A 25,862-nucleotide genomic window follows, 5' to 3' on the forward strand; every position below is an offset into this window, starting at 1 on the left:
GACTCTCTGCGCCGATGGTACTGCAAGGGGGACCTTGTGGGAGAGTAGGACACCGCCGGACTTACTTCAGAAAGGGCCACCTCCGGGTGGCCCTTTCGCTTTAACACCCCATATCTGAACAGCGACCGACCCAGCAGGAGGATCTACCGTGACCGAACCCGAAGACGACAAAGAACGTCCGCGGCGTGCGCACGCCTCCCGTCCTGCGCGGTCGGACTCCGGCAAGCGGCCCTTCGAGCCGCGCCGTGACAACAGTTCGCGCCCCGACCGCGGTGCGCGCCCGGAACGGGGCGGCCGGCCCGAGAGGGGCAGTCGGCCGGCATCCGGTGACCGTCCCTCACGCGGCGGCCCGAACGAACGCCGGCTGTGGACCAAAGACGGCAAGCCCGCGCGCAACGACAAGGCCGCGTCGGCCTATGAGCGCCCGCCCCTCACCGAGGAGGAGCTGCGGGCCCGTGAACTGCGTGCCGTGCGCACGCGCCACGACGACCCCCTCATTCCCGAGGAGGTCGTGCCGCGCGATCTCGACAAGGTCGCCCGCAACGAGCTGAAGACCCTGAACAAGGAGAACGCCGACGAGGTGGCCCGTCACCTCGTGATGGCGGCTCGGCTGATCGACGACGATCCCGAGCTGGCGCACCAGCACGCCATCTCGGCCTCGCGCCGGGCCGGCCGCATCGGCGTGGTGCGGGAGACACTCGCGATCACGGCCTACCGCACCGGAGACTTCGCCCTCGCACTGCGCGAGCTGCGCACCTTCCGCCGCATCTCGGGGTCGAACGAACAGCTCGCGCTCATGATCGACAGCGAGCGCGGCCTCGGCCGCCCCGATCGCGCCCTCGAGACCGGCCGTTCGGTGGAGCGCTCCACACTCTCCGTGCCGTCACAGGTCGAGGTGGCGATCGCGATGTCGGGTGCCCGACTCGACCTCGGCCAGCCGGATGCCGCGCTCACCGAACTCGAGATCCCGCAACTGAACCCCGACGTGGCCTTCTCCTACAGTCCCGACCTGTTCCACGCCTATGCGGAGGTGCTCACCGAGCTCGGGCTGCACGACGAGGCCGCCGAATGGCGTCGCCGTGCCGATCGCGCCGAGCTCGCCCTGAACGGTGACGACGACACCATCGAGGTGTTCGAGGAAGACGACGATGAGTCTGTTCCGTCCGAAGACGACTGAGACCGTGCTTCCGCTCGACGGCGTCGACGCCGTGCTCGCCGACCTCGACGGTGTGGTGTATCAGGGGCCGAACCCGATTCCGCACGCGGTCGAGGCACTGTCACGCGTGGCAGCCGAGGGTCTGCGCACCGGCTACATCACGAACAACGCCTCCCGCACCGATGCCCAGGTGGCGGAGCACCTCACCGGCTTCGGGCTCACGGTGGCTCCGGCGGATGTCGTGACGTCGCCGCAGGCCGCCATGCGCGTGATGGCGACGCTGGTCGACCCGGGCAGTCTGATTCTCGTGGTGGGCGGGGTCGGACTCGTGACCGAGGTCGAGCGAGCCGGCTTCGTGGTGACCCGGGCGGCCGCCGACAAGCCGGCCGCGGTGGTGCAGGGTTTCGCGCCCGAGGTGGGCTGGTTGCAGCTCGCCGAGGCGAGCTTCGCGCTGCACGACCCCGCCGTGCACTGGGTGGCGACGAACACGGACTGGACCATTCCGGTGGCCGGCGGCATCGCCCCGGGCAACGGCACGCTCGTCTCGGCGGTGCACACGGCCGTCGGCCGCCTGCCGGTGGTCGCGGGCAAGCCGGAGAAGCCGATCTTCGAGGTGGCGACGGAGCGGTTCGGGGCGCGGCATCCGGTGTTCATCGGCGACCGGCTCGACACCGACACCATGGGCGCCAAGCGTGCGGGCATCACGGCGATCCACGTGCTGACGGGCATCGATCGGGCGAAGCAGCTGCTCGCGGCTCCGAAAGGCTCGCGACCCGACTTCATCTTGCGCGACCTGCGACAGTTGTTCGAGCCCTACCCGGTCACGACGACGTCGAAGGACGGCTCGGAGACGAGCGTCGGCACATCCGTCGTTCGCATGAAGGGCCACGTGGTGCGGGTGGTGAAGGCCGGCGACTCGCCGACCGACCTCGTGCGTGCCGGCAGCGCGGCGATCTGGAACTCGGGGCTGTCGATCCACGCGCTCGACGTCGATCCGGCGCTGTACAGCTGATGCCGTCGGTGGCCCGGGGTACGCTGGACGGGTGAACACCGACGACGTCGACAACGATGCCGCTCTGGTTCCCCGGCTCCGCGTGATCGAAGAACAGCCCCTGGACCAGCGCGCGAACGCCTACGCCCAGGTGCACGACGAACTGAAGGCCCGCCTCGAGGGCGGAGACACGTCGCCGTCGGATGGGTAGTGCTCGTCTGGATGCGGTGGTCGCCGCCCGCGGACTCGCCCGTTCGCGCACGCACGCCGCTCGCCTGATCGCGAATGGCTATGTGCGGGTCGACGGCACCCCCGTGGTGAAGGCGTCGTTCGCGGTGGGCGACGAACAGTCGGTGACCGTCGACGGCGTCGATCGTTACGTCAGCCGAGGCGCGAACAAGCTCATCGCCGCCCTCGACGCGTTCGCCGACGTGAAGATCGACGGAGCCCTGGCACTCGACGCCGGCGCGTCGACCGGCGGGTTCACCCAGGTGCTGCTCGAACGCGGGGCCGAGCGGGTGATCGCGGCCGACGTGGGCCACGACCAGCTCGACCCGATCATCGCCCGCGACCCGCGCGTGATCAACGTCGAGGGGTTCAATCTGCGCAACGCGTCTCCCGAGACCCTCGCCGGGGTGTCGGGCGTGAACCAGCCGGTCGACCTCGTGGTGGCCGACCTGTCGTTCATCTCGCTCGGTCTCGTGCTCGCGCCGCTGCAGTCGGTGGCCCGGCCTGACGCCGACTTCGTGCTGCTAGTGAAGCCGCAGTTCGAGGTGGGGCGCACGGGTGTGAAAGAGGGCATCGTGCGGAACCCCGCGCTCCGTGCCGACGCCGTGAGCAACGTGCTCTGGGCGGGGTTCGACCGCGGGTTGTCCACAGCCGGGCTGATTCCCTCCCCGATCGCCGGCACATCGGGCAATCTGGAGTACCTGGTCTGGTTCAGCCGGGATGTCGGATCGCATCCGACAGAATGGTTGGAACGGGTCACCGAGATGACAGGAGCGTGATGCGTGGCTGCTGAGCGATACATGCTGGTCGTTCTGCACACGGGGCGTCGCGATTCGGTCGTGGCTGCCCAGAGTGTGTGCGAACAGCTGCGGGCCTCGGGCGTCGTTCCGGTGATCGCGCCGCTCGACGACAACGACAACCCCGAGGCGCTGGCCGATCTGGGGGAGTTCGTGCTGCTCGGCGACGGCGTGATGGTGATCGACCTCGAGCTCGTGATCGTGCTCGGCGGCGACGGCACCATCCTGCGGGCGGCTGAACTGACCCGTGGCAGCACGGTGCCGCTGCTCGGCGTCAATCTCGGGCACGTCGGCTTTCTGGCCGAGAGTGAGCGCGAAGACCTCACCGAGACGGTGAACCGCGCCCTCGCGCGCGACTACCTGGTCGAGGAGCGCATGACGCTCTCGGTGCGGGTTAAGATCGACTCCGAGGTGGTCTACGAGACCTGGGCGCTCAACGAGGCGACCGTCGAGAAGGCGAGCCGGGAGCGGATGCTCGAGGTGGTGGTCGAGGTCGACGGCCGGCCGCTGTCGAGCTTCGGCTGTGACGGCGTGGTGATGTCGACGCCGACCGGCTCGACCGCCTATTCGTTCTCGGCCGGCGGCCCCGTGGTGTGGCCGAGTCTCGACGCCCTGCTGATGGTGCCGCTGAGCCCCCACGCGCTGTTCGCCCGACCTCTCGTGGTGGGGCCGGACTCGGCGCTCGCGGTCGAGGTGCTCGACCGCACGCCCGGCGGCGCGGTGCTCTGGGCCGACGGGCGGCGCATGTTCGACCTGCCGAAGGGTGCCCGGGTGGTGGTGCGGCGCTCGCCCATTCCGGTGCGGCTCGCCCGGCTGCACATGGCGCCGTTCACCGACCGACTGGTGCGCAAGTTCAACCTGCCCGTGAACGGGTGGCGGGGGCCGATGGATCGTGATTGAAGAACTGTCGATCAAAGACCTCGGCGTGATCGGTGAGGCCGTGCTGCCGCTCGGCGCCGGATTCACCGCGGTCACGGGCGAGACCGGTGCCGGCAAGACGATGGTGGTGTCGGCACTCGGGCTGCTGTTCGGTGAACGCGCCGACACCGGGTCGGTGCGGTCGGGAGCCGCTCAGGCCTGGATCGAAGGCCGCATCCTGGTGGATCGCGACGGACCGGTGGCCGAGCGCGTGCGCGAAGTCGGCGGCGATCTCGACGACCAGGGCGCCGGCCGCGACGGTGAGATGATCCTGTCACGCTCGGTCTCGGCCGAGGGTCGCAGCCGGGCCGTCGTGGGTGGCCGGTCGGCGCCGATCAGCGTGCTCTCGGAGCTCGGCAGCGCACTGGTCGTGGTGCACGGCCAGTCCGACCAGTTGCGGCTGAAGAGCCAGAGCGCCCAACGGGGCGCGCTCGACAGCTTCGCAGGCGCCGAACTCGCCGGGCGGCTCGGCGCCTATCGCCACCTCTACGAGTCGTGGCAGGCCCACACCTCCGAGATCGAGGCGCTCGTCACCGAACGGGCGGCGCGCATCCGTGAGGCCGAGCAGTTGCGGGCCGCGATCGACGAGATCTCGGCGGTGGCCCCGGTGGAGGGCGAAGACGCCGAACTCGCCGACCTCGCCGGCCGCCTGACGAACCTCGAAGACCTGCGTCTGGCCACGGCCGAGGCGCGTGAGAACGTGTCGAGCGAATCAGGCGACGGGCCCGACACGGTGGGCCTGATCGACTCCGCGCGACGCAGTCTCGAGCGCGTGGCGCACTACGACGCCGCGCTGACCCCCATCGTCGAGGCGCTCGCCAACGCCAGCTTCATCGTCTCCGACATCTCGACCCAGCTCGCGAGTTACGGCGCCACGCTCGAGACCGACGAGGTGGGAGAGCTCGACCGCGTGCAGGAGCGCCGCGCCGAGCTCACCTCGCTGGCCCGCAAGTACGGGCCCGAGCTCTCCGACGTGATCGCGTTCGCCGCCGAGGCCGAGCCGCGCCTGCTCGAGCTCGACAGCGACTCCGACCGCATCGAGCAGCTGTCGGCGCTCGTCGACGACGAGTTCGCCGAGCTCAGCCGCATCGCCGACGAACTGAGCGCGCTGCGCCGTGCGGCGGGGGAGACGCTGTCGACCGCCGTCACCGACGAGCTCGGCGCGCTCGCGATGCCGAACGCGCGCTTCGTGGTGGAGGTGCAGCCCCGCGACGACCTCTCGCCGACCGGGCGCGACCAGGTGCAGTTCCTGCTGCGACCGCACGAGGGCAGCGAGCCGCGGCCGCTCAACAAGGGTGCGTCGGGCGGTGAGCTCTCACGCGTGATGCTCGCGATCGAGGTCGTGCTCGCGGCGGCCGACCCGGTGCCCACCTTCGTGTTCGACGAGGTCGATGCGGGTGTCGGCGGCGCGTCGGCGATCGAGATCGGCCGCCGCCTGGCGGTGCTCGCGCGCACCTCGCAGGTGATCGTGGTCACCCACCTCGCGCAGGTGGCGGCATTCGCGACCAACCATCTGCGGGTCGAGAAAGACCTCGACGGGCCGGTGACCGCGAGCAACGTGGTGCAGCTCGCCGGCGACGAGCGTCTGGCCGAAATGGCGCGACTGCTCTCGGGGCTTCCCGACAGCGAGTCGGGGCTGGCGCACGCCGCCGAGCTGCTCGAGACGGCCCACACGCTCGCGGTGTCGTGAGCGCGCGCAGGCTCCCGTGCGACACGACCCGCTCAGACCACTGTTAGGATGGAACTCCGTGGACGATGCTCATGACGCGGAACGTACAGATCACTCAACCGGCGACTCGAAGCTGACGAAGCACATTTTCGTCACCGGGGGTGTGGTCTCCTCTCTCGGCAAAGGCCTCACCGCTGCAAGCCTCGGCAATCTGCTGACCGCACGCGGACTCCGCGTCGTGATGCAGAAACTCGACCCCTATCTCAACGTCGATCCGGGAACGATGAACCCGTTCCAGCACGGCGAGGTCTTCGTGACCGACGACGGCGCCGAGACCGACCTCGACATCGGTCACTACGAGCGCTTTCTCGACATCAATCTGAACCAGGCCGCGAACGTGACCACGGGCCAGATCTACTCGACCGTGATCGCCAAGGAGCGTCGCGGCGAGTACCTCGGCGACACCGTGCAGGTCATTCCGCACATCACCGACGAGATCAAGCGCCGTATGCGCCTGCAGGCCCACGACGCCTCTCGCCCCGACGTGATCATCACCGAGATCGGCGGCACGGTAGGCGACATCGAGTCGCAGCCGTTCATCGAGTCGGCCCGCCAGGTGCGCCACGAGCTGGGGCGCAAGAACGTGTTCTTCGTGCACGTCTCGCTCGTGCCGTTCATGAACGCCTCGGGCGAGCAGAAGACCAAGCCCACCCAGCACTCGGTGGCCGCCCTGCGCTCGATCGGCATCCAGCCCGACGCCCTCGTGCTGCGCAGCGACCGGCCCGTCTCCGAGGGCAACAAGCGCAAGATCGCGCTGATGTGCGACGTCGACGAAGCCGCCGTCGTGAACGCGATCGACGTGCCCTCGATCTACGACATCCCCACCATGCTGCACGAGCAGGGGCTCGACGCCTACATCATCGACCACCTCGGTCTCGAGACCGACGCCGTCGACTGGTCGGGCTGGCAGCCGCTGCTCGACGCCGTGCACGAGCCCAAGCACGAGGTGACGATCGGCCTGGTCGGCAAGTACATCGACCTGCCCGACGCCTACCTGTCGGTGACCGAGGCGCTGCGCGCCGGCGGGTTCGCCCACCGCGCGAAGGTGAAGATCAAGTGGATCCCCTCCGACAACTGCGACACACCCGACGGCGCCGCGCGTGAGCTCTCCGACGTCGACGGCATCTGCATCCCCGGCGGGTTCGGGGTGCGCGGCATCGAGGGAAAGCTCGGCGCCCTGCGCTTCGCCCGCGAGAACGGCATCCCGGCGCTCGGCCTGTGCCTCGGCCTGCAGTGCATGGTGATCGAATACGCCCGCAACGTGGTGGGGCTGCCCGGTGCGTCGTCGAGCGAGTTCGACCCCGACACCGAGTTCCCCGTGATCGCGACGATGGCCGAGCAGGTCGACATCATCGCCGGCGGCGACCTCGGCGGAACGATGCGCCTCGGCCTCTACGAAGCCGAGCTCGCCCCCGGCTCGATCGTCGAAGAGGTCTACGGCGCGTCGTCGGCCTCCGAGCGTCACCGTCACCGCTACGAGGTGAACAACAAGTACCGCGACCAGATCTCCGACGCCGGTCTGTGGTTCTCGGGCCTGTCGCCCGACGGCCACCTGGTGGAGTACGTCGAGCTGCCGCGCGACGTGCACCCGTACTACGTGGCGACCCAGGCGCATCCGGAGCTGCGGTCGCGCCCCAGCCGGCCGCATCCGTTGTTCGCCGGCCTCGTCGGGGCGTCGCTCGAGCGCCAAGAGGCCTCGCGCCTGTTCGCGGTGCAAGACGCGGATGCCTGAGCCCGAGGCCGCGGCCGCAGGTGCCGCCGACGCCGAGGCGCCGCTCGCCGACGAGATCGCCCGCGTGCCCGTGACGTCGAGCGACGTCGTCTTCGACGGCTACATCTGGGACGTGCGCCGCGAGGCCTTCGAGTACGGCGGCGAGACGCTGCGCCGCGACTTCGTCGATCACCCGGGCGCGGTCGCGATCTTCGCACTCGACGACGACGACCGGATGCTGCTGATCAAGCAGTACCGGCATCCGGTGCGGCGACGCGAGTGGGAACCGCCCGCCGGTCTGCTCGACGTCGAGGAGGAGTCGCCGCTCGAGGCCGCCCGGCGCGAGCTCGCCGAGGAGGTCGACCTCGAGGCCGACGACTGGCACGTGCTCACCGACTACGTCACCACGCCCGGCGGCAACAACGAGGCCATCCGCATCTTCATCGCTCGCGGACTGCACGCGACCGCGAGCGCCTTCGACCGGGTGGGCGAGGAGGCCGACATGGAACTGCGCTGGGTGGCGCTCGACGACGCCCTCGACGCCGTGCTCGCGAGCCGGGTGCAGAACCCGTCGCTCGTCATCGGCACGTTCGCGGCGCACGTCTCGCGCCAGCGCGGCTGGTCGACACTGCGCCCGGCAAATGACGCGTGGCCGGCGCATCCGCGGTTCCGCGACTCGGCGACCCACTAGGCCGGCCGGAGCGGGTGGCATGGCGGAGCCCATGGCGAAGGCGGTCGATTCGTTCCTGCGCCACATCACGGTCGAGCGTGGCCTCTCGCGCAACACCGTCGCCGCCTATCGGCGCGACCTCGACCGCTACACCGCCTGGCTCGGAGAGGCCGGAGTGCACGACTTCGCCTCGGTGACCGAGGCCGACATCAGCGCCTTCGCCCAGGCGGCGCGCTCCGCCGACGGGCAGGCCGAGCTGAGCGCGTCGTCGGTGGCCCGCCTGCTCTCGTCGGTGCGGAGCCTGCACCGCTACCTCACCGACGAAGGACTGGTGGCGACGGATGCCTCGCGGGAGGTCAAACCGCCGAAGCTCGGCCTGCGGCTGCCCAAGGCCATCTCGATCGAGCAGATGGACCATCTGCTCACCGCCACCGCGGGCGACGATCCCGTGGCGCTGCGCGACCGCGCCCTGCTCGAACTGCTCTACGCCACGGGCGCCCGCATCTCGGAGGTGGTCGACCTCAACGTCGACGACGTGCAGGACGGCGACATCGTGCGCGTGACGGGCAAGGGCAGCAAGCAGAGGATCGTGCCCGTGGGCCGGTTCGCCCGCGAGGCGCTCGACGCCTACCTGGTGCGGGTGAGGCCGCTGTTCTCGGCGCGGGGGAGAGCCACGCCGGCGCTGTTCCTCGGCATCCGGGGCCAGCGACTCAGCCGGCAGGCGGCGTGGCTCGTCATCCAGTCGGCGGCGAAGCGCGCCGAGCTCGAGACCCACATCTCGCCCCACACCTTCCGGCACTCGTTCGCGACCCATCTGCTGCAGGGCGGCGCCGACGTGCGCGTGGTGCAGGACCTGCTCGGGCACTCCTCCGTCACCACGACGCAGCTCTACACGCACGTCACCGCCGACACCCTGATCGACATGTATCAGACGGCGCATCCGCGCGCCCGCTGATGCCCGAGGGTCTGGCCCGATAGAATCATTCAAGTCCGCCGGGATGGCGGGCAGGAACGAGGAGAGACTTCGGTGCCGACCAGGAACGCGAGAACGGCGAAGAAGACCCAGGCCGACGAACTGTCGGGTCTCGACCTGCCGAAGATCGGCCCCACGGGAAGACCGCTGACCGACTTCCCGGTTCCCGCGCCCCTCAAGTCGCACGGGCCCGCCCGCATCATCGCCCTCTGCAACCAGAAGGGCGGCGTCGGCAAGACCACGACGAGCGTCAACGTGGGGGCGGCGCTCGCCGAATACGGGCGCAAGGTGCTCGCCATCGACTTCGACCCCCAGGGCGCGCTCTCGGCCGGTCTCGGCGTGCTCACGCACGACGCCCCCACCATCTACGACCTGCTGCTCGGCACCGTCAAAGACCCCGCCGAGGCCATCCAGCGCACGAGCGTCGAGGGCCTCGACGTGATCCCGGCGAACATCGACCTCTCGGCCGCCGAGGTGCACCTCGTGAGCGAGGTCGCCCGCGAGTCGATCCTGGCCCGGGTGCTGCGCAAGGTGAGCGACCAGTACGACGTCATCCTCATCGACTGCCAGCCGTCGCTCGGCCTGCTCACCGTGAACGCCCTCACCGCCGCCCACGGCGTGCTGATCCCGCTCGAGTGCGAGTACTTCGCCCTGCGCGGCGTGGCCCTGCTGGTCGAGACGATCGACAAGATCCGCGACCGGCTGAACCCCGCCATCGTGCTCGACGGCATCCTGGCCACCATGTACGACCCGCGCACGCTGCACTCGCGCGAGGTGCTCGAGCGCGTCGTCGAGACCTTCGGCGACAAGGTGTTCGAGACCGTGATCGGCCGCACGGTGAAGTTCCCGGATGCGACGGTGTCGGGCAAGCCGATCACCCAGTTCGCGCCCGAGCACTCGTCGGCCAAGGCCTACAAGCAGCTGGCCAGAGAACTGGTCGCCCGTGGCGCGATCGCCTGAGCAGGCTCTCGCCACGGAGTCGGGCGCGCCCGCCGCGCCCGGATTCTCGCTGACCCTCAGCAACTTCGAGGGGCCGTTCGACCTGCTGCTCACCCTGATCTCGAAGCACGAGCTCGACATCACCGACATCTCGCTGAGCCGGGTGACCGACGAGTTCATCGGCTACCTCAAGAACCTCGACTCGGCCGAGGAGCTCGACCGGGCATCCGAATTCCTCGTGGTGGCGGCGACCCTGCTCGACCTCAAGATCGTGGGTCTGCTGCCCCAGGGCGAGCTCGTCGACGCCGAAGACGTGGCGCTGCTCGAGGCGCGCGACCTGCTGTTCGCGCGGCTGCTGCAGTACCGCGCCTTCAAGGAGGTGTCGGCCTGGCTGGCCGCCCGGTTCGACGAGGAGTCGACCCGGCGCCCTCGGGCCGTGCGGCTCGAAGAGAAGTTCCGGCGGCAGACGCCCGAGCTCGTGTGGACCCTCTCGGCCGACGACTTCGCCGCGCTCGCCGCGCTGGCGCTCACGCCCCGGGAGCTGCCCGTCGTGGGGCTCGAGCACCTGCACGCGCCGCTCGTGAGCATCCGTGAGCAGGCCGCGCACGTGGTGGCGGTGCTGCGCTCGGCGGCCGCGGCCGGCACCACCGTGACCTTTCGCGGGCTCATCGCCGGAATCGACGAGAAGGGCGTGGTGATCGCCCGGTTCCTCGCCGTGCTCGAGCTCTACCGCCACGCCTCGATCTCGTTCGAACAGCTCGAACCGCTCGGCGAGCTCACCCTCGCGTGGGCGGCCGACACCTGGAACGAAGACAACCTCGCCAATCTGGGAGCGGACTATGACAACTGACGTGCAGACCGACGACGAGCTGGAGCGCGACCAGGTCGAGCGCGGCGAGCGACCGGATGACGCCCCGCACGCTCCGGCGACGCTCGACGTCGACCGTGCCCTCGAGGCCATCTTCATGGTGGCCGACGAGCCGCAGAGCCTCGTGGCGCTGGCCACCGCGCTGTCGCGCCCCGTCGCCGTGGTGCGGCAGGGCATCGAGCGCCTCGTCGAGGACTACGACGGCATCGCGCCCGGTTCCGTGCGCCGCGGGTTCGAGCTGCGCGAGGTGGCGGGTGGCTGGCGCCTCTACGTGCGCGGCGAGTGGGACGGCCTGGTGCGCGACTTCGTGCTCACCCAGAACCCGTCGCGACTGTCGCAGGCGGCGCTCGAGACCCTCTCGGTGATCGCCTACAAGCAGCCGATCAGCCGCGGAGCGGTCGCGTCGATCCGGGCGGTCAACGTCGACTCCGTCGTGCGCACCCTGCTCAGCCGTGGGTTGATCACCGAGGTGTCGACCCAGGCCGAGACGGGCGCCATCCTCTACGGCACGACCGACATGCTGCTCACCCAACTCGGCATCAACTCCCTCGAAGAACTGCCGAAGATCTCGCCGCTGCTCGCCGACGGCAGCGAGGGCTTCGACGAGATCGGATCGACACGATGACCCCGTTCGAGATTCCGCCGTGGGACGACAGCGACAGCGACACCGGCAAGGCGGCCCTGCCCCAGGGTGTGCGGCTGCAGAAGGTCATGGCCGCCGCGGGCGTCGCGTCGCGTCGCGTGTCGGAGCAGCTCATCGAGGCCGGCCGGGTCGAGGTGAACGGCGAGATCGTCATCGAGCTCGGCCGACGCGTCGACCCCGAGACCGACCTCGTCGCGGTCGACGGTGTGGCCGTGCAACTCGACCCCGCGAAGCGCTACGTCATGCTCAACAAGCCCACCGGCATCTACAGCTCGCTCGCCGACGAGCGGGGCCGGCCCGACCTGCGGCGCTACACCGACACCTTCGAGGAGCGGCTGTTCAACGTCGGGCGACTCGATGCCGAGACGAGCGGGCTGCTCATTCTCACCAACGACGGCGACCTCGCGCACGTGCTCGCGCATCCGTCGTTCGGTGTGCTGAAGACCTACATTGCCAAGGTCGAGGGCCGCATGACGCCGCAGACCGTGGCGCGGCTCACCGCGGGGGTCGATCTCGAAGACGGCCCCATCGCGGCCGACAAGACCCGCCTGCTCGACGTCGAGCGGGAGCACTCGATCGTCGAGGTCACCCTGCATTCGGGGCGCAACCGCATCGTGCGGCGCATGCTCGAGGAGGTGGGGCATCCCGTGGTCGACCTCGTGCGGCGCTCGTTCGGGCCGCTCAACCTCGGCACCCTCAAGTCGGGCACGATGCGCGAGTTGACTAAGGTGGAACTCGGCCAGCTGCTGACCCTGTCGCGAGAGGCGACGGCGACCGCGAGCGACGAGAGTGCCGAGGACATCGAGGAGTAGACGTGGTCGAATCTCGATTGACCGGCCCCGTGCGGGTCGTCGGCGTCGGTCTGCTGGGCACGAGCATCGCCCTGGGGCTGCGCGCTCGCGGGGTCGACGTCATCCTGTCGGATGCGTCGCCCACGAACGTGAGCATCGCCATCGACTACGGCGCCGGGCGCTCGGCCACCGACGGCGACGACCCGCAACTCGTGGTGGTGTGCGTGCCGCCCGACGTGACCGCGTCGGTGATCGTGCGGGAGCTGTCGGCCTACCCCCGCTCCGTGGTGACGGATGTCGCGAGCGTGAAGAAGCCCATCCTCGACGCCGTGATCGCGGCCGGAGGCGACATCACCCGCTACGTCGGGTCGCATCCGCTCGCCGGCCGCGAGAAGGGCGGCCCGATGGCCGGCCGCGCCGACCTCTTTCTCGGGCGGCCGTGGGTGGTGGCCGGGCACGAGGCGATCTCGTATCAGACGGCCTCGGCGGTCGACGACCTCATCCTCGACCTCGGCGCCACGCTCGTCGAGATGACCGCCGACGAGCACGACTCGAGCGTGGCCCTGGTGTCGCACGCGCCGCAGGTGATCTCGACGCTGATGGCGCGACGACTCGTGTCGGCGCCCGAGGCGGCCGTCGCGCTCGCGGGCGGGGGGCTCCGCGACGTGACCCGCATCGCCGCGAGCGACCCCGCGCTCTGGGTGCAGATCCTCGGCGCCAACGCCACGCCGACCGCGGAGGTGCTGCGCGGGGTGCGCGACGACCTCGACGACGTGATCGCGGCCCTCGAGGCGGCCGCGGCGCCGGCTGCGGCAACCGCTGCGGCAACGGATGCCGCCGGCCCCAGCACCGCTCCCGCGACATCCTGGCGGCTCACGCTCGCGCACACCCTCGACGGCGGCAACGCCGGCGTGGCCCGCATTCCGGGCAAGCACGGTCAGGACAAGCGCTACGCCCAGCTCGTGGTGATGGTCGACGACGCCCCCGGCGAGCTCGCCCGCCTGCTCACCGAGATGGGGGAGGAGGGCGTCAACCTCGAAGACCTGAGGCTCGAGCACTCGCCGGGCGCCCAGATCGGGCTCGCCGAGATCGCGGTGCTGCCCGAAGCCGTGGAGAAACTGACGGTCGCCCTGGCGGCCCGTGGATGGAGGATCGCCGGATGACTGCGGCAGGAAGCACGACCGACACCGACGCCCGGATCACCGGCGGAGCCCCGGGCCCGGTGGTGGTCGCGATCGACGGTCCGGCCGGCAGCGGCAAGTCGAGTGTGAGCCGGGCGGTCGCGCAAGCGCTCGGTTACGCCTACCTCGACACCGGAGCGTCGTATCGGGCTCTGTCGTGGGACCTGTTGATGCGGGGCATCGACGCCTCGGTCGCGGCATCCGTCATCGCCGAGCTGGGCGCGTTCGAGTTCCGCATCGGCATCGATCCCGACGACTACTACGTGCGGGTGGGTTCGGCCGACGTGACCGAGGCCATTCGCGAGCCCCGGGTGACCAGTGTGGTCAGCCTGGTGGCGCGCATCCCCGAGGTGCGGGCGTGGCTCAACGACCGGTTCCGGGCGATCATGGCGTCGACCCCGTTCGACGGCATCGTGGTGGAGGGCCGTGACATCACGACGGTCGTGGCACCGGATGCCCCCGTGCGCATCCTGCTCACCGCCTCGGAAGAGGCTAGAATGGCGAGGCGTTCCAAGGAACTGACCAGCGAATCGGCGGCCGCCGTCGGCGAGGCCCTCCGGTCTCGTGACAAGGCGGACTCCCGTGTGGTCGACTTCATGAACGCCGCAGACGGTGTCACCACCGTCGACTCCACGGATCTCGACTTCGCGCAGACCGTCGCCGCGGTCGTGGAGGTCGTGCACTCACAGACAGCGAGGAACTCGCATGGCCGATAGCCAGACACCACCTTCCCCCGGCGACGCCGACGAGTTCGACGCCCCGGCCGACGACCTCGCCGAGCGGCTCGCGAACGTCGACGAGGAGTTCGCCGACCAGCGGGCCTCGACCCTGCGTGCCGGGCTCGACGACTACGAGCTCGACGACGGAGACCTCGACCTGCTCGAGCTCAGCGACGACTACCCCGACGGGGTCTTCTACCTGCCGGCACTGCCCGTGCTCGCCATCGTGGGTCGGCCGAACGTCGGCAAGTCGGCGCTCGTCAACCGCATCCTGGGCCGCCGCGAAGCGGTCGTCGAAGACGTGCCCGGCGTCACCCGCGACCGCGTGGCCTACAAGGCCGAATGGAACGGGCGCCGGTTCACCCTCGTCGACACCGGCGGCTGGGAGCCGGATGCCTCGGGCATCAACGCGGCCGTCGCCGCCCAGGCCGAGGTCGCGATCGACCTGGCCGACGTGGTGCTGTTCGTGGTGGACTCGAACGTCGGCGCCACGGCGACCGACGAGCACGTCGTGAAGCTGCTGCGCAAAGCCAACCGCCCGGTGTTCCTGGCCGCCAACAAGGTCGACGACACCCGGCAGGAGCCGCAGGCGTCGGCGCTGTGGTCGCTCGGGCTCGGCGAGCCCTACCCGGTCTCGGCGCTGCACGGCCGCGGCGTCGCCGACCTGCTCGACATCATCATGCAGAAGATGCCCGAGGTGTCGAACGTGGCCAAGCAGGAGGTGGGTGGCCCCCGCCGGGTCGCCATCCTCGGCCGGCCGAACGTGGGCAAGAGCTCGCTGCTCAACAAGGCGGCGGGCGAGGAACGGGTGGTCGTCAACGAGCTCGCCGGCACCACGCGTGACCCGGTCGACGAGCAGATCGAGCTGGGCGGCAAGGTGTGGACCTTCGTCGACACCGCCGGCATCCGCAAGCGCGTGCACCTCTCGCAGGGCGCCGACTTCTATGCGTCGCTGCGCACCTCGGCTGCGCTCGAGAAGGCCGAGGTGGCGGTGGTCGTGCTCGACGTGACCGAGCCGATCTCGACGCAAGACCTGCGCATCATCGACCTCGTGCTCGAGTCGGGCCGCGCACTCGTGCTCGCGTTCAACAAGTGGGACCTGCTCGACGACGACCGGCGGCGCTACCTCGAGCGCGAGATCGAGCAAGATCTCGCGCACGTGACCTGGGCGCCGCGGGTGAACATCTCGGCCCGCACCGGTCGGCACCTCGAGAAGCTCGTTCCGGCGCTGGAGCTCGCGCTCGAGTCGTGGGACACCCGCATTCCGACCGGCAAGTTCAACGCGTTCCTCGCCGAGCTCACGGCGGCGCATCCGCACCCCGTGCGCGGCGGGAAGCAGCCGCGCGTGCTGTTCGGAACCCAGGCCGCGTCACGCCCGCCGACTTTCGTGCTGTTCACGACCGGGTTCCTCGACCCCGGCTACCGACGTTACGTGCAGCGTCGCCTGCGCGAGATCTACGGATTCGAGGGGTCGCCGATCGTGGTGAACATGCGCGTGCGCGAGAAGCGCAAGCGCACCTAGCACTCCGCGCGCCCGCCTCGTGCTCGCGCCCTCCCGTTGAATTGCGCCGAAGTGCCCCTCGAGCTCGCTCGAGTGGGCACTTCGGCGCAATTCAACGAGGACAGGAGCGGGTCAGGGGAGCAGGGCGGCTCGGTGGATGAGGCCGGCGGCGCCGATGAGGGGGCCCTCGTCGGAGAGCGCGGAGGGCACGATCGCGACGCCCGGGATGGTGTCGAGGGGTGCGACATCCGTCACCGTCTCGCGGATGAGGTCGAACAGGTCGGGCGTGACGCGCGAGAAACCGCCGCCGATGGCCACCGCCTCGAGGTCGACGAGTGCGCAGACCGAGGCGATGCCCTCGCCGATCGCGCGGGCGCAACGGCGCACGGCCGCGATCGCGACCGGGTCGCCGTCGCGGTAGCTCGCGGCGAGCTGCTCGCCGGTCTGGCCGGCCCAGCCCTGCTGCTGTGCCCATTCGACGATGCGCGGGCCTGCCGCGATGCCCTCGAGGGTGACGGAGAGGTCTTTGCCCTCGGCCTCGTGGGTGTGCAACTGGATCTGGCCGACGTGACCGGCGTTGCCGGTGCGGCCGCCGACCAGCCGGCCCTCGACCAGGAGTCCGCCGCCGATGCCGGTCGAGACCACCATGCCCATGGCCGTGCGGTAGCCCTGCAACGATCCCGCCCAGTGCTCGGCGAGCAGGATGCACAGGCCGTCGAGGCGAAGCACCGTCTCGACCCCCGACCGCTCGCGCACGAGATCGGCCAGCGGGAAGTCGCGCCAGGCGGCGAGGTTGAGCGGCGAGACCGTGCCGCGCTCGATCGAGATCGGGCCCGCGCTGCCGACACCGGCGCCCACGAGGGGAGCACCGTCCGGCGCCGAGGCGAGGGTTTCGTCGATCACCCGGCGCACGGCATCCGCTATGCCCTCCGCGGTGTTCGACGCGCCCGTGGCCGCCCGGTGACGGGTGCCGGGAACGACCCGGGCCTCGTCGTCGACCAGCGCCGCCTCGACCTTCGTGCCGCCGACGTCGACGGCGAGTGCGAGAGGGCGGAACGACGATTCGGAGTGGTTCTTCGGCACCGTCCTATTTCACACCATCGGCGGTTGCACGGCGGAACACCAGGCGGGCGAGATGGCCATGATCTGCGCGGTGCGGGCGTCGGCATCCGTGTCGTCGCTGCCGGCCCACTCCTCGAACACGCCGACCGATCCGCCGGCGATGTAGGCGGCCGCGGTCGCCGGGTCGACGTCGGCCGCGCGCCCGTGCCGCTGGCAGATCGAGATGGCGAGCGAGGCGCGCCGCAGCAGCCGCTGGAAGAGTTCGCTGCGGAATCCGGCGTCGACCCGGGTGCCGAACATCATGCGGTAGGCGGGGCGGTTGTCGCGGATGTGCTCGAGGGCCCGGCGCATCGACGCGTTGTAGGCGTCGAGCACGGCCTCGATCGACGAGTCGTCGAACGTCGCCGGATCTTCGGCCACCGCGTTGAGGTCGTCGAGCATGCGCGCGAAGGCGTCGGCGGCGAAGGCGTAGATGTCGGCGTAGTGACCATAGAAGGTGGTGCGGTGGACACCCGCTGTGCGGCAGAGCTCGGAGATGCTGATCTCGGTCAGATCGTGGCTGCGGAGCAGGCCGAACAGGGCTGTGGTCAGGGCTTCGTGCGTTCTGGCCGCTCGGGGTTCGGCCAGGTTGACGGACGCGCCCTGACGTCGGGACGGTGCTGCGGGTAAGGCGGCTGACTGGGGCATGCTCAATTATGCAATGACGACGTTCTGAACCTCCCGAGTTTGGGATAGAAAGTCCCAAACCTTGATCAAAAACTAGGGCAGCGAATGTCGCGGGCCCTCGCGTCAGCGGGCACCCGTTCGAGGCGCTATTATGGACAAGTTGTCCGGAGCCGCTTCGGCGGGGCTCGGATGACATGCCACGGGCTGTGGCGCAGCTTGGTAGCGCACTTGACTGGGGGTCAAGGGGTCGCAGGTTCAAATCCTGTCAGCCCGACGGAAACGAGAAGAGGGTCGCCCATCCGGGCGGCCCTCTTCTCGTTTCGGACGGAGTGATGGGAACGCGGAATTGCCTAGAGTCTGCGAACACTCGGTCGCTCATGGCAATCGAATTGTGAATTTGTAACACGGTGGAAATGCAAGCATTGTGAATTTGTAACATCCGCTCGTCATGCTGAGGCCATGAGGCGCGAGACGGTGGAACGGGTGATCCGGCGGATCGGCATGCCGGTGCTCGCCGTGGCGATCGCCCTGGCTGTCGGGGCCGTTCTCGTGAGCGCCCTCGGGCAATCGCCGATCGACGCCGCCAGCACGGTGATCAGCGCCGGCTTCAGCTGCGATCCCGCGTACTGCAACCTCGGCGGCACGCTCGCCTTCGCATCCCCCATCATCTTCTGCGCGCTCGGCGCAGTCGTGTCGTTGCGGTCGGGGCTGTTCAGCATCGGCCAGGAGGGGCAGTACGCCCTCGGCGGCCTCGCGGCCGCCGTGGTGGGCGCGCTCACGCTGCCCGCTGGCGTGCATCCGCTGGTCTGCCTCGCCGCCGCGGCCGTCGTGGGTGCACTCTGGGGCGTCATACCGGCGCTGCTCAAGGCGTTCCTGGGCGTGAACGAGCTGATCATCACGATCGTGCTGAACGCCATCGCCGGCCTTCTGGTGGATTTCCTGGTGAACTACCCGCTCCGGGCCGAAGCCTCGACGGTGGGTTACACGCGCCCCATCGCTGACACCGCCAAACTGCCGCTCTTCGACACCTCCACCAAGGTCGGGCTCGCCTTCGTGCTCGCGGTGATCGCCTGCGGGCTGGTGTGGTTCTACCTCAGCCGCACCACCGCCGGCTACGAACAGCGGATGAGCGGGGAAGCGCGATTGTTCGCACGGTACTCCGGCATGTCGAGCACCCGCAGCCTGCTGCGCGCCGGGCTCATCGGCGGAGCTCTGGCCGGAATCGGCGGCGGCGTGCAAGTGCTCGGCACGAACTACCGGGTGATCGAGGGCTTCTCTGACGGCACCGGCTTCACCGGCCTCACCGCGGCGATCCTCGGTGGCACGACCGCGATCGGCGCCGGGATCGTGGGCGTCTTCTATGCCGGCGTCACCGTGGGCGCCGTGAACGGCCTCCAGATCGTGCTCGGCGTTCCCCGTGAGATCGGTTCAACCGTGTTGGCCCTCATGATCGTCTTCGTCGCCGCTCAGGCGCCGCTGCTCACGCGCTTCGAACGTGCGCTCGCGCGGCGCAGAGCGAACCGCCTCATCGACGAGGGTGACACCATCCTGCCGCCGGATGATCCGCGCGCAGCCGAACCGGTGACGGCGGACCGCCCATGAACGCCTTCGTCGACTTCCTCAACAGCGGCATCCGCCTCACGACACCGATCCTGTTCGCGGCGATCGCCTCGATGATCAGCGCCCGCGCCGGAGTGCTCAACCTGGCGATCGAGTCAAAGGTGCTCGCGGGCGCCTTTGTGGGAATCCTGGTGGCCGCCGGTGCCCAGAACACGACCGTGGGCGTGGTCGCGGCCGCCGGCGCCGGGGCGGTGATCGGCTTGCTGTTGGCCTTCGCCGACCGGCTCGGGGTCGACCTGGTCGTGCTCGCGATCGGGCTCAACATCCTGGTGCTGCAGCTGACCGTCTACCTGATGCGCTCCTACCTCGGTGGAGTGGGCACTTTCTCACCCGATCTCGACCCCATCCCGCCGATCGTCTTCCCCGGGTTGTCGGAGCTGCCCGTCGTGGGCCCGCTGCTGGCCCGCCTGAACTGGATCGTGTACCTCGGTTTCGTGCTCGTTGTGCTGGTCGCTCTCTTCTTCCGCACTCGGAGCGGCCGGCATCTGATCGCCGTCGGCGAGGCGCCGATCGCCGCGGCATCAGCCGGCCTCCCGGTGGCCCGAACCCGGCTCTGGGCGCTGGTCGCGGCCGGTGCCATCGCGGGCATCGGCGGCGCCTACCTCTCCGTGGGTGACCTTGGATTGTTCACCCGCAACATGAGCGGCGACCGCGGCTGGATCGGCATCACCGCTGCCCTGCTCGCGCTGAACCGCCCGGCCTTCATCCTGCCGGCGGCCGGTGTGTTCGGGTTCGCCAGCGCGGCCTCCATCCGCCTCCAGCAGATCGACGTGCCGGCCAACCTGACCCAGTTCATCCCACAGGGCGCGGCCTTCGTGGCGTTGGTGCTCGTGGGCATCCGATCCACATCCCGCGACGACCTCACCAGGCTGTGGCGCAACAGCAGTCGACTCAGACTCCGGAAGCGGCTGCGCAACCCGCCGCCGGACCCCGCCCGTGCGTCCAGCGCGCCATCCGGCGCGGGCTCCCAGACCCCGGACGAGCACGACCGTACCACCCACCACTGAAACCGCACGGCAACCCGCACTGAAGACCCGCACCGCAACCGCACCGCAACCCGCACCCCCACATCCCATCCTCACGATCCCACAAGGAGACTCATGTCCCGATCACGAAAAGTCCTGGTCGCCGCCGCCGCTGCGGCCTGTCTGGCCCTCGTCGCCGGCTGCTCGAGCACCGGTTCGGCGAGCAGCACGAGCGCGACCGACGCCGACGCCTTCACCTACGCCCTCATCACCCCGGGCGCCGCCGGAGACGGCGGCTTCATCGACTCCGCGATCGCCGGCACCGAACTCGCCGAGAGCGAACTGGGCGTCACCGGCCGAGTGGTCGAGGCCGAGTCCGTGTCGCAGCAGGAGGGCGTCATCCGCTCGACCGTCGCGACGCATCCTGGCATCATCGTGGCGCCCGGTCTCGACCCCGACTCGCTGCTCGCGGTGGCGAACGAGAACCCCGACCAGCTGTTCGGGGTGCCGAGCGACATCTTCGTCGACGAACTGCCCGAGAACGTGCAGGCCTTCGCCATCAACGTGCACGAGTCCAGCTACCTGGGCGGCTACGTGGCCGGGAGCCTGAGCGAGACCAAGAAGGTCGGCGCCGTGCTCGGCATCGACAATCCCGGTCTCAACCAGTTCTTCTACGGCTACAAGCAGGGCGTTCTCGCGGCGTGCCCGGACTGCACGGTGACGCCGAGCTACCTGAACGGTGAGTTCTCCGACCCGTCGGTGGGTCAGGAGGCGGCGCTCGCGCTCTACCAGGACGGCAACGACATCGTCTTCGCCGTGGCCGGGTTGAGCGGGCAGGGCGTGTTCACCGCGGCCACGCAGGAGGGGAAGTACGCGATCGGCGTCGACTCCGACCAGGACAGCGACGCACCCGGCACCGTGATCGTCTCAGTGATGAAGCGGGTCGACCAGACCACCTACAACCTGATCGAGGCCGCCAAGAACGGCGAGTTCGAGTCGGGCTTCGTGTCGGCCGGACTCGCCGACGGGGTGTCCGGGCTGTCCTGGGACGACGGCTCGACCGTGTTCGCCGACGAGGGACCCGAGGCGCTCGCGTCGAAGGTGCCGGCCCTCAAGACCGAGGTCGACGACCTCAAGCAGCAGATCATCGACGGCTCGATCGAGGTCTGCGACGCGCTCAACGATCCCAGCAGCGACGCCTGCGCGGCCGTGGGACTGGAAGGCTAGCAGCCGATGTCCATCGTCTCGAGCGAGGCGCCGCGCCTCGAGCTTCGCGGACTGAGGAAGTATTTCCCGGCCTCCGGTGTGCTCGCGGTCGCCGACGTCTCGCTCGAGGTGGCGGTGGGTGAGGTCGTGGCCCTGATCGGTGAGAACGGCACCGGCAAGACCACGTTGATGAACCTGCTGTTCGGTGTGCACCACGCGGATGCCGGAGAGATCCTGATCGACGGACGCCCGGTGGTCATCCGTGACCAGCAGGACGCCATCGCGAACGGCCTCGGCATGGTGCATCAGCACTTCGAGCTGGTGCCGAGCTTCACCGTCGCCCAGAACGTGCTGCTCGGCCGGGAGCCACGCAAGCGCGGACTCTTCGACAACGCCGAGGCCGAACGGCGGGTCGCTCGCCTGGCGGAGGAGACGGGGCTCGCAATCGATCCCAGTCGCCGCGTTGCCGACCTGCCGATCGGCACACAGCAGCGGGTGGAGATCCTGAAGGCGCTCGCCGCCGACGCTCGACTGCTCATCCTCGACGAGCCGACCGCCGTGCTCACGCCCTCGGAGGCCGACGAACTGGTGGCGATGGTGCGTGCCCTCGCCGCCACGGGCCGGTCGGTCGTGTTCATCTCGCACAAGTTGCCCGAGGTGCAGGCCGTCGCCGACCGCATCGTCGTGATGCGCAAAGGCCGCGTGGTCGGTGACCTGCGGCGCGGGAACGCCAGTGACGCCGAGCTGGCCCTCCTGATGGTGGGCCGGGAGGTGCTGCTGGTCGCCGACCGCAACGAGGGCGCCGCAGGCCGACCGCTGCTCGAGGTGTCCGGCGCGGTGGCGCCTCCGACGGACGAGGGGGGAAGCGGCCTCCGCGATGTGGGCTTCACCCTTCGCTCGCACGAGGTGCTCGGCATCGCCGGAGTGAGCGGGAACGGTCAGGACGAGCTGATCGAGGCGATCGCCGGCCTACGACCCCTGGATGCCGGCCAGGTCTCGCTCGAGGGCGTCGGTCTGACCGGCTCCTCACCCGCTCGGGTGAGGAGCGCCGGTATCGCCCACATTGCCGCCGACCGGATGCACGTGGGGCTCAACCTCGACGCGTCGCTCGAGGAGAACGCCGCCTCCACTGCCTACCGCAGCCGGCGCTTCAGCCGCTGGGGTGTCGTGCGCAAAGGTCTACGTCGCCGCTTCGCAGAGCGCCTGATCGCGGACTACGAGGTGCGCGGCGCGTCTCCCACGCGCACCGTCGGGTCGCTGTCGGGTGGCAACTTGCAGAAGATCGTGATCGGGCGCGAGCTCTCCGGTTCTCCGAAGGTCGTGCTCGCCAATCAGCCCACGCGCGGGCTCGACGTGGGCTCGATCGAGTTCGTGCACCGTGCGCTGTCGGCGGCGCGCCGCGACGGCTGCGGGGTGCTCCTGGTGTCGGCCGAACTCGACGAGATCCTCGCCCTCTCCGATCGGATCGCCGTGATGTACAACGGAGAGCTGATCGGGCCCTACGACCGGTTCGAGGTGGACCGCGAACGACTCGGCCAGATCATGGCCCGCGGAAAGGAACTGTGATGACCGAATGGATCGTGGCCGACCACGTCGTCGTCAACGACGGGTCGGGCACCGTGCTCGAGCCCGGAGCTGTCGAGGTCGAGAACGGGCTGATCGTCTCGGTGGCCCAGGTGACCGGCACGCGCCCGGCCGGCGCATCCGTCACCGACCTCGGGTCCGTCGTGCTCCTGCCGGGCCTCGTCAACGCGCACGCGCACACCCCGATGTCATTGATGCGCGGGGTCGCCGAGGGTCACTCTCTGCTCTCGATGGAGGGCTTCCTCGCGGTGCTGCGAAGCCGTGAACAGTACCTCACGCCGGAGCTCGTGCCTGCTTCGGTCGCCGTATCGTGCGCCGACATGATCCGGCACGGCATCACCTCGTTCGCCGACCAGTACTTCTTCGCTGACGAGATCGCGCCCACCGTCATCGAGTCCGGCCTGCGCTCGCGCATCGGCTGGGGCATCGTGGAACTCGGCGACGACTCCGTGAGGGCCAGGGAGCTGGCGGCGGCGGCGAGTTTCGCCGAGAGCATGGCGGGCAACGACCGGGTGCGCGGCTGGGTCGGGCCGCACGCCTATTTCGTCGACAACCAGCCCGAGGCGATGAAGGCGGAGCTCGCCCTCGCCACCCGTCTCGGCGCCGGACTGCACGTTCATTTCTCCACCTCGAGCGAGGAGGACGACTACTGCCTCGAGCACTTCGGGCGCCCGGCTCTCGAGGTGATGAGCGAGATGGGGATGCTCGACGTTCCAAGCATCCTGGCCCATTGCAACACCGTGCCCGTCGAGCAGCTACCTCTGCTCGCGGGAACCCGGGCGGCTATGACGGTGATCCCGTCGGTCGCCATGATGAGCGGCGCCCCGGCCGCACCCGTGCGGGCCGCTCTCGACGCCGGAGTCACCGTGGCGCTCGGCACCGACAACGTCTGCAACAACACCAATTCCGACCTCTTCGAGGAGATGCGGACGCTCGGCAAGCTCGCGGCCTTCGACTCGCACGTGCCCGACCAGGTGACCGCGGCTGAGATCCTCGCCATCGCCACCACCGGAGGCCAGCGCGCGATCGACGGCGGTGAGCTCGACGGGATGCTGGTCGCCGGGGCGGTGGCAGATCTCATCGCCGTGCCCGTGCGCGACATCTCCCGGGGCCCGGTCGGCGCGCAGTCGCTCGAGAGCGCCCTGGTCTACTGCACATCCGGCGCATCCGTGACCCACTCGATGGTTGACGGGAACTGGCTGATGCGCGATTCGACGGTGCTGACACTCGATGTCGGCGGGTCGCTGGCCCGCCAGCAGGCCGACTACGACACCCTGATCGCGAGGATGCACGCCGGCACCGCAATCGCCGGCGCGGGAAAGGACCAGTGATGGACGCCAAGGAGAGGCGCACGCTCATCGAGGAGCGCGTCATCCGCAGCGGCGAGGTGTCGTTCGGCGAGCTCGCGGAGGTTTTCGGGGTGAGCGAGATGACGATCCGACGGGACATCGAGGTGCTCCAGACCGATGGCGTGCTACGCCGGGTCTCGGGCGGAGCGATCTCGCTCGGCGGCACGGCCTTCGAGCCGAGCTATGACCTGCGCGCCGGTCAGGCCGTGGACAGCAAGGCGCACATCGCCGAAGAGGTGGTGAGCCTGCTCCGGCGCGGTGAAACCGTGGTGCTCGACAGCGGCAGCACGGTGGCTTCGGTCGCGCGGGCCATCCGGGGGCGCGGACTCGGCCTGACGGTGATCACGCCGAGCATCACCGTGGCGACCACCCTCGCCGATGAGCCGGACACGCAGGTGATCCTCACCGGTGGCACCGTGCGGCCGGGTGAACTGAGCCTGATCGGAGCGGATGCTGAGCGAACCTTCGCCCGCTACAACTGCGACACCTTCGTGATCGGCGTGGCCGGCGTCGACGCCGAGCGCGGACTCACCGAGTACCACCCGCAGGAGGCCAGCGTGAAGCAGGCAGCGATGGATGCCTCGACTCGCGTGATCGTCGGCGTCGACGCCGCGAAGCTCGGCCGCGTGCACCTCGTGAACATCGCCCCGCTGGCGTCGGTCACGGCGATCGTGACCGACGGCCCCGAAGACCACCCGACGATCGTCGCCGCGCGAGCCGGCGGGGTCGAGGTCGTCGTCGTTCCCCCTCCGGCCGTTCAGACGGCCGGTTCGTTCCAGGTACCAGGAGAAATCGCATGACACGCTTCGCAACCATCTTCCCCGGCGTCGACAAGCCGCTGATCGCGATGGCCCACCTTCCGGCCCTGCCCGGCACGCCGCTCTACGACGCGGCGGCCGGCGTGCAGGGCATGGTCGACCAGGTGCACTCCGACGTCGCGCTGCTCGTCGAAGCCGGGTTCGACGCCGTGATGTTCTGCAACGAGAACGACCGCCCCTACGAGCTGCGCGGCGGGCCGGAGTCGGCCGCGGTGATGGCCCGGGTGGTCACCGAGTGCCGGCCCGACGGCATCCCGTTCGGCGTCGACTTCCTCTGGGACCCACGGATCGCCCTGGCGGTGGCGGTCGCCACCGGGGCGAGCTTCCTGCGCGAAGTCACCGGGGGAGTGTGGGAGTCCGACATGGGGCTGTGGAACACGGATTCGGCCGCCCTGCTGCGGGAGCGACGACGCCTCGAGTCCGACGTCGCCATACTCGTGAACATCGCCCCCGAGTTCGCCTCGCCGATCGGAACCCGCTCCTTTCCGCAGATCGCGCACTCCACCGTGGTCTCGAGCCTCGCCGATGCCATCCTGGTCTCCGGTCCGATGGCCGGTGCAGGCCCGTCGGTCGACGTGCTGCGCTCGGTGCGGGAGGCCGTCGACCCCGCCGTGCCCGTCATCCTCAACACCGGCGCCCGTGCCGAGACGATCGCGGGCATGCTCGAGCTGGCCGACGGCTGCATCGTGGGCTCCTCGCTGAAGGTGGACGGCTACACCTGGAACCCGGTCGACCCCGACCGTGCCCGTCGTTTCGTCGACGCGGCGAAGGGCTGAC

At 69.7% G+C, this 25,862-nt stretch carries 25 protein-coding genes and 1 tRNA gene; 24 read left to right on the forward strand and 2 right to left on the reverse strand.

All coding sequences use genetic code 11. The features are described 5' to 3' along the window. The first annotated feature begins 148 nt into the window (after positions 1-148). From N1032_RS20920 to der, 16 genes are all read left to right on the forward strand, one after another. Entirely contained in the window at positions 149-1,177 is a 1,029-nt protein-coding gene (locus N1032_RS20920) for a tetratricopeptide repeat protein (protein ID WP_259542038.1), read from the forward strand. After that, complete coding sequence (locus tag N1032_RS20925; RefSeq protein WP_259542040.1) at positions 1,149-2,168, forward strand: HAD-IIA family hydrolase; 1,020 nt, start codon at positions 1,149-1,151, stop codon at positions 2,166-2,168. Before N1032_RS20920 ends, N1032_RS20925 begins: the two co-directional genes overlap by 29 nt. A gap of 31 nt (positions 2,169-2,199) precedes the next feature. Next, on the forward strand, positions 2,200-2,358 hold the full coding sequence (locus N1032_RS20930; protein ID WP_259542042.1) for a hypothetical protein: 159 nt from the start codon (positions 2,200-2,202) through the stop codon (positions 2,356-2,358). Then, positions 2,351-3,154 carry a TlyA family RNA methyltransferase gene (locus tag N1032_RS20935; protein WP_259542044.1) on the forward strand — a complete coding sequence of 268 codons (804 nt, stop codon included), beginning with the start codon at positions 2,351-2,353 and terminating at the stop codon, positions 3,152-3,154. The genes N1032_RS20930 and N1032_RS20935 overlap by 8 nt, the downstream gene beginning before the upstream one ends. 3 nt (positions 3,155-3,157) lie before the next feature. Then, a complete protein-coding gene (locus N1032_RS20940) occupies positions 3,158-4,072 on the forward strand; it encodes an NAD kinase (RefSeq protein ID WP_310795979.1) in 915 nt (304 codons plus the stop codon). Continuing rightward, positions 4,065-5,780, forward strand: a complete 1,716-nt coding sequence (recN, locus tag N1032_RS20945) for a DNA repair protein RecN (RefSeq protein WP_259542046.1) — start codon at positions 4,065-4,067, stop codon at positions 5,778-5,780. Before N1032_RS20940 ends, recN begins: the two co-directional genes overlap by 8 nt. Before the next feature lie 58 nt (positions 5,781-5,838). Continuing rightward, positions 5,839-7,551 carry a CTP synthase gene (locus N1032_RS20950; RefSeq protein ID WP_310795980.1) on the forward strand — a complete coding sequence of 571 codons (1,713 nt, stop codon included), beginning with the start codon at positions 5,839-5,841 and terminating at the stop codon, positions 7,549-7,551. Continuing rightward, entirely contained in the window at positions 7,544-8,221 is a 678-nt protein-coding gene (locus N1032_RS20955) for an NUDIX domain-containing protein (protein ID WP_259542047.1), read from the forward strand. Before N1032_RS20950 ends, N1032_RS20955 begins: the two co-directional genes overlap by 8 nt. Positions 8,222-8,240: 19 nt before the next feature. Further along, positions 8,241-9,155 carry a site-specific tyrosine recombinase XerD gene (gene xerD, locus N1032_RS20960; RefSeq protein WP_259542048.1) on the forward strand — a complete coding sequence of 305 codons (915 nt, stop codon included), beginning with the start codon at positions 8,241-8,243 and terminating at the stop codon, positions 9,153-9,155. 120 nt (positions 9,156-9,275) lie between these two features. After that, a complete protein-coding gene (locus N1032_RS20965; RefSeq protein WP_259542138.1) occupies positions 9,276-10,133 on the forward strand; it encodes a ParA family protein in 858 nt (285 codons plus the stop codon). Then, positions 10,117-10,962, forward strand: coding sequence for a segregation and condensation protein A (locus tag N1032_RS20970; protein ID WP_259542049.1), 846 nt, complete (start codon positions 10,117-10,119; stop codon positions 10,960-10,962). The genes N1032_RS20965 and N1032_RS20970 overlap by 17 nt, the downstream gene beginning before the upstream one ends. After that, entirely contained in the window at positions 10,952-11,605 is a 654-nt protein-coding gene (gene scpB, locus N1032_RS20975; RefSeq protein ID WP_259542050.1) for an SMC-Scp complex subunit ScpB, read from the forward strand. The genes N1032_RS20970 and scpB overlap by 11 nt, the downstream gene beginning before the upstream one ends. Beyond that, positions 11,602-12,435 (forward strand): pseudouridine synthase, encoded by an 834-nt coding sequence (locus N1032_RS20980; protein ID WP_259542051.1) that lies wholly within the window; start codon positions 11,602-11,604, stop codon positions 12,433-12,435. Before scpB ends, N1032_RS20980 begins: the two co-directional genes overlap by 4 nt. Before the next feature lie 2 nt (positions 12,436-12,437). Continuing rightward, complete coding sequence (locus N1032_RS20985) at positions 12,438-13,577, forward strand: prephenate dehydrogenase (protein ID WP_259542052.1); 1,140 nt, start codon at positions 12,438-12,440, stop codon at positions 13,575-13,577. Continuing rightward, the gene (cmk, locus tag N1032_RS20990; RefSeq protein WP_259542057.1) at positions 13,574-14,311 is read left to right on the forward strand and encodes a (d)CMP kinase; all 738 of its coding nucleotides are present in this window, start codon (positions 13,574-13,576) and stop codon (positions 14,309-14,311) included. The genes N1032_RS20985 and cmk overlap by 4 nt, the downstream gene beginning before the upstream one ends. Then, a complete protein-coding gene (der, locus tag N1032_RS20995; protein WP_259542058.1) occupies positions 14,301-15,836 on the forward strand; it encodes a ribosome biogenesis GTPase Der in 1,536 nt (511 codons plus the stop codon). Before cmk ends, der begins: the two co-directional genes overlap by 11 nt. Before the next feature lie 111 nt (positions 15,837-15,947). Here der and N1032_RS21000 read toward each other — a convergent pair whose 3' ends face one another. After that, a complete protein-coding gene (locus tag N1032_RS21000) occupies positions 15,948-16,898 on the reverse strand; it encodes an ROK family protein (RefSeq protein WP_259542059.1) in 951 nt (316 codons plus the stop codon). Between the two features lie 9 nt (positions 16,899-16,907). Then, complete coding sequence (locus N1032_RS21005; RefSeq protein ID WP_259542060.1) at positions 16,908-17,564, reverse strand: TetR/AcrR family transcriptional regulator; 657 nt, start codon at positions 17,562-17,564, stop codon at positions 16,908-16,910. 179 nt (positions 17,565-17,743) lie between these two features. Here N1032_RS21005 and N1032_RS21010 point away from each other — a divergent pair. The 8 genes from N1032_RS21010 to N1032_RS21045 all read left to right on the forward strand — a co-directional run bounded on the left by N1032_RS21010 (position 17,744) and on the right by N1032_RS21045 (position 25,861). After that, positions 17,744-17,817: transfer RNA gene (locus N1032_RS21010), tRNA-Pro, on the forward strand. A 185-nt stretch (positions 17,818-18,002) separates the two neighbouring features. Then, entirely contained in the window at positions 18,003-19,145 is a 1,143-nt protein-coding gene (locus N1032_RS21015) for an ABC transporter permease (RefSeq protein ID WP_259542061.1), read from the forward strand. Then, positions 19,142-20,170, forward strand: coding sequence for an ABC transporter permease (locus N1032_RS21020; RefSeq protein ID WP_259542065.1), 1,029 nt, complete (start codon positions 19,142-19,144; stop codon positions 20,168-20,170). Before N1032_RS21015 ends, N1032_RS21020 begins: the two co-directional genes overlap by 4 nt. A 93-nt stretch (positions 20,171-20,263) precedes the next feature. Further along, positions 20,264-21,355 (forward strand): BMP family ABC transporter substrate-binding protein, encoded by a 1,092-nt coding sequence (locus N1032_RS21025; RefSeq protein WP_259542066.1) that lies wholly within the window; start codon positions 20,264-20,266, stop codon positions 21,353-21,355. A 6-nt stretch (positions 21,356-21,361) separates the two neighbouring features. After that, positions 21,362-22,900, forward strand: coding sequence for an ABC transporter ATP-binding protein (locus N1032_RS21030; RefSeq protein ID WP_259542067.1), 1,539 nt, complete (start codon positions 21,362-21,364; stop codon positions 22,898-22,900). Beyond that, positions 22,900-24,249 (forward strand): amidohydrolase family protein, encoded by a 1,350-nt coding sequence (locus N1032_RS21035; RefSeq protein WP_259542068.1) that lies wholly within the window; start codon positions 22,900-22,902, stop codon positions 24,247-24,249. Before N1032_RS21030 ends, N1032_RS21035 begins: the two co-directional genes overlap by 1 nt. After that, positions 24,249-25,067 carry a DeoR/GlpR family DNA-binding transcription regulator gene (locus tag N1032_RS21040; RefSeq protein WP_259542069.1) on the forward strand — a complete coding sequence of 273 codons (819 nt, stop codon included), beginning with the start codon at positions 24,249-24,251 and terminating at the stop codon, positions 25,065-25,067. The genes N1032_RS21035 and N1032_RS21040 overlap by 1 nt, the downstream gene beginning before the upstream one ends. Then, positions 25,064-25,861, forward strand: a complete 798-nt coding sequence (locus N1032_RS21045; RefSeq protein WP_259542071.1) for a BtpA/SgcQ family protein — start codon at positions 25,064-25,066, stop codon at positions 25,859-25,861. The genes N1032_RS21040 and N1032_RS21045 overlap by 4 nt, the downstream gene beginning before the upstream one ends. Position 25,862: the final 1 nt, after the last annotated feature.

Origin of the sequence: Herbiconiux daphne (assembly GCF_024979295.1) — a bacterium.
Lineage (GTDB): Bacteria > Actinomycetota > Actinomycetes > Actinomycetales > Microbacteriaceae > Herbiconiux > Herbiconiux daphnes.

Coding starts and splice junctions, on each gene's coding strand:
- N1032_RS20925 (WP_259542040.1), top strand. CDS start 1,149: ATGAGTCTGTTCCGTCCGAAGACGACTGAGACCGTGCTTCCGCTCGAC.
- N1032_RS21045 (WP_259542071.1), top strand. CDS start 25,064: ATGACACGCTTCGCAACCATCTTCCCCGGCGTCGACAAGCCGCTGATC.
- N1032_RS21030 (WP_259542067.1), top strand. CDS start 21,362: ATGTCCATCGTCTCGAGCGAGGCGCCGCGCCTCGAGCTTCGCGGACTG.
- der (WP_259542058.1), top strand. CDS start 14,301: ATGGCCGATAGCCAGACACCACCTTCCCCCGGCGACGCCGACGAGTTC.
- cmk (WP_259542057.1), top strand. CDS start 13,574: ATGACTGCGGCAGGAAGCACGACCGACACCGACGCCCGGATCACCGGC.
- xerD (WP_259542048.1), top strand. CDS start 8,241: ATGGCGGAGCCCATGGCGAAGGCGGTCGATTCGTTCCTGCGCCACATC.
- N1032_RS20935 (WP_259542044.1), top strand. CDS start 2,351: ATGGGTAGTGCTCGTCTGGATGCGGTGGTCGCCGCCCGCGGACTCGCC.
- N1032_RS21040 (WP_259542069.1), top strand. CDS start 24,249: ATGGACGCCAAGGAGAGGCGCACGCTCATCGAGGAGCGCGTCATCCGC.
- N1032_RS20955 (WP_259542047.1), top strand. CDS start 7,544: ATGCCTGAGCCCGAGGCCGCGGCCGCAGGTGCCGCCGACGCCGAGGCG.
- N1032_RS21005 (WP_259542060.1), bottom strand. CDS start 17,564: ATGCCCCAGTCAGCCGCCTTACCCGCAGCACCGTCCCGACGTCAGGGC.
- N1032_RS21025 (WP_259542066.1), top strand. CDS start 20,264: ATGTCCCGATCACGAAAAGTCCTGGTCGCCGCCGCCGCTGCGGCCTGT.
- scpB (WP_259542050.1), top strand. CDS start 10,952: ATGACAACTGACGTGCAGACCGACGACGAGCTGGAGCGCGACCAGGTC.
- N1032_RS21020 (WP_259542065.1), top strand. CDS start 19,142: ATGAACGCCTTCGTCGACTTCCTCAACAGCGGCATCCGCCTCACGACA.
- N1032_RS20980 (WP_259542051.1), top strand. CDS start 11,602: ATGACCCCGTTCGAGATTCCGCCGTGGGACGACAGCGACAGCGACACC.
- N1032_RS21015 (WP_259542061.1), top strand. CDS start 18,003: ATGAGGCGCGAGACGGTGGAACGGGTGATCCGGCGGATCGGCATGCCG.
- N1032_RS21035 (WP_259542068.1), top strand. CDS start 22,900: ATGACCGAATGGATCGTGGCCGACCACGTCGTCGTCAACGACGGGTCG.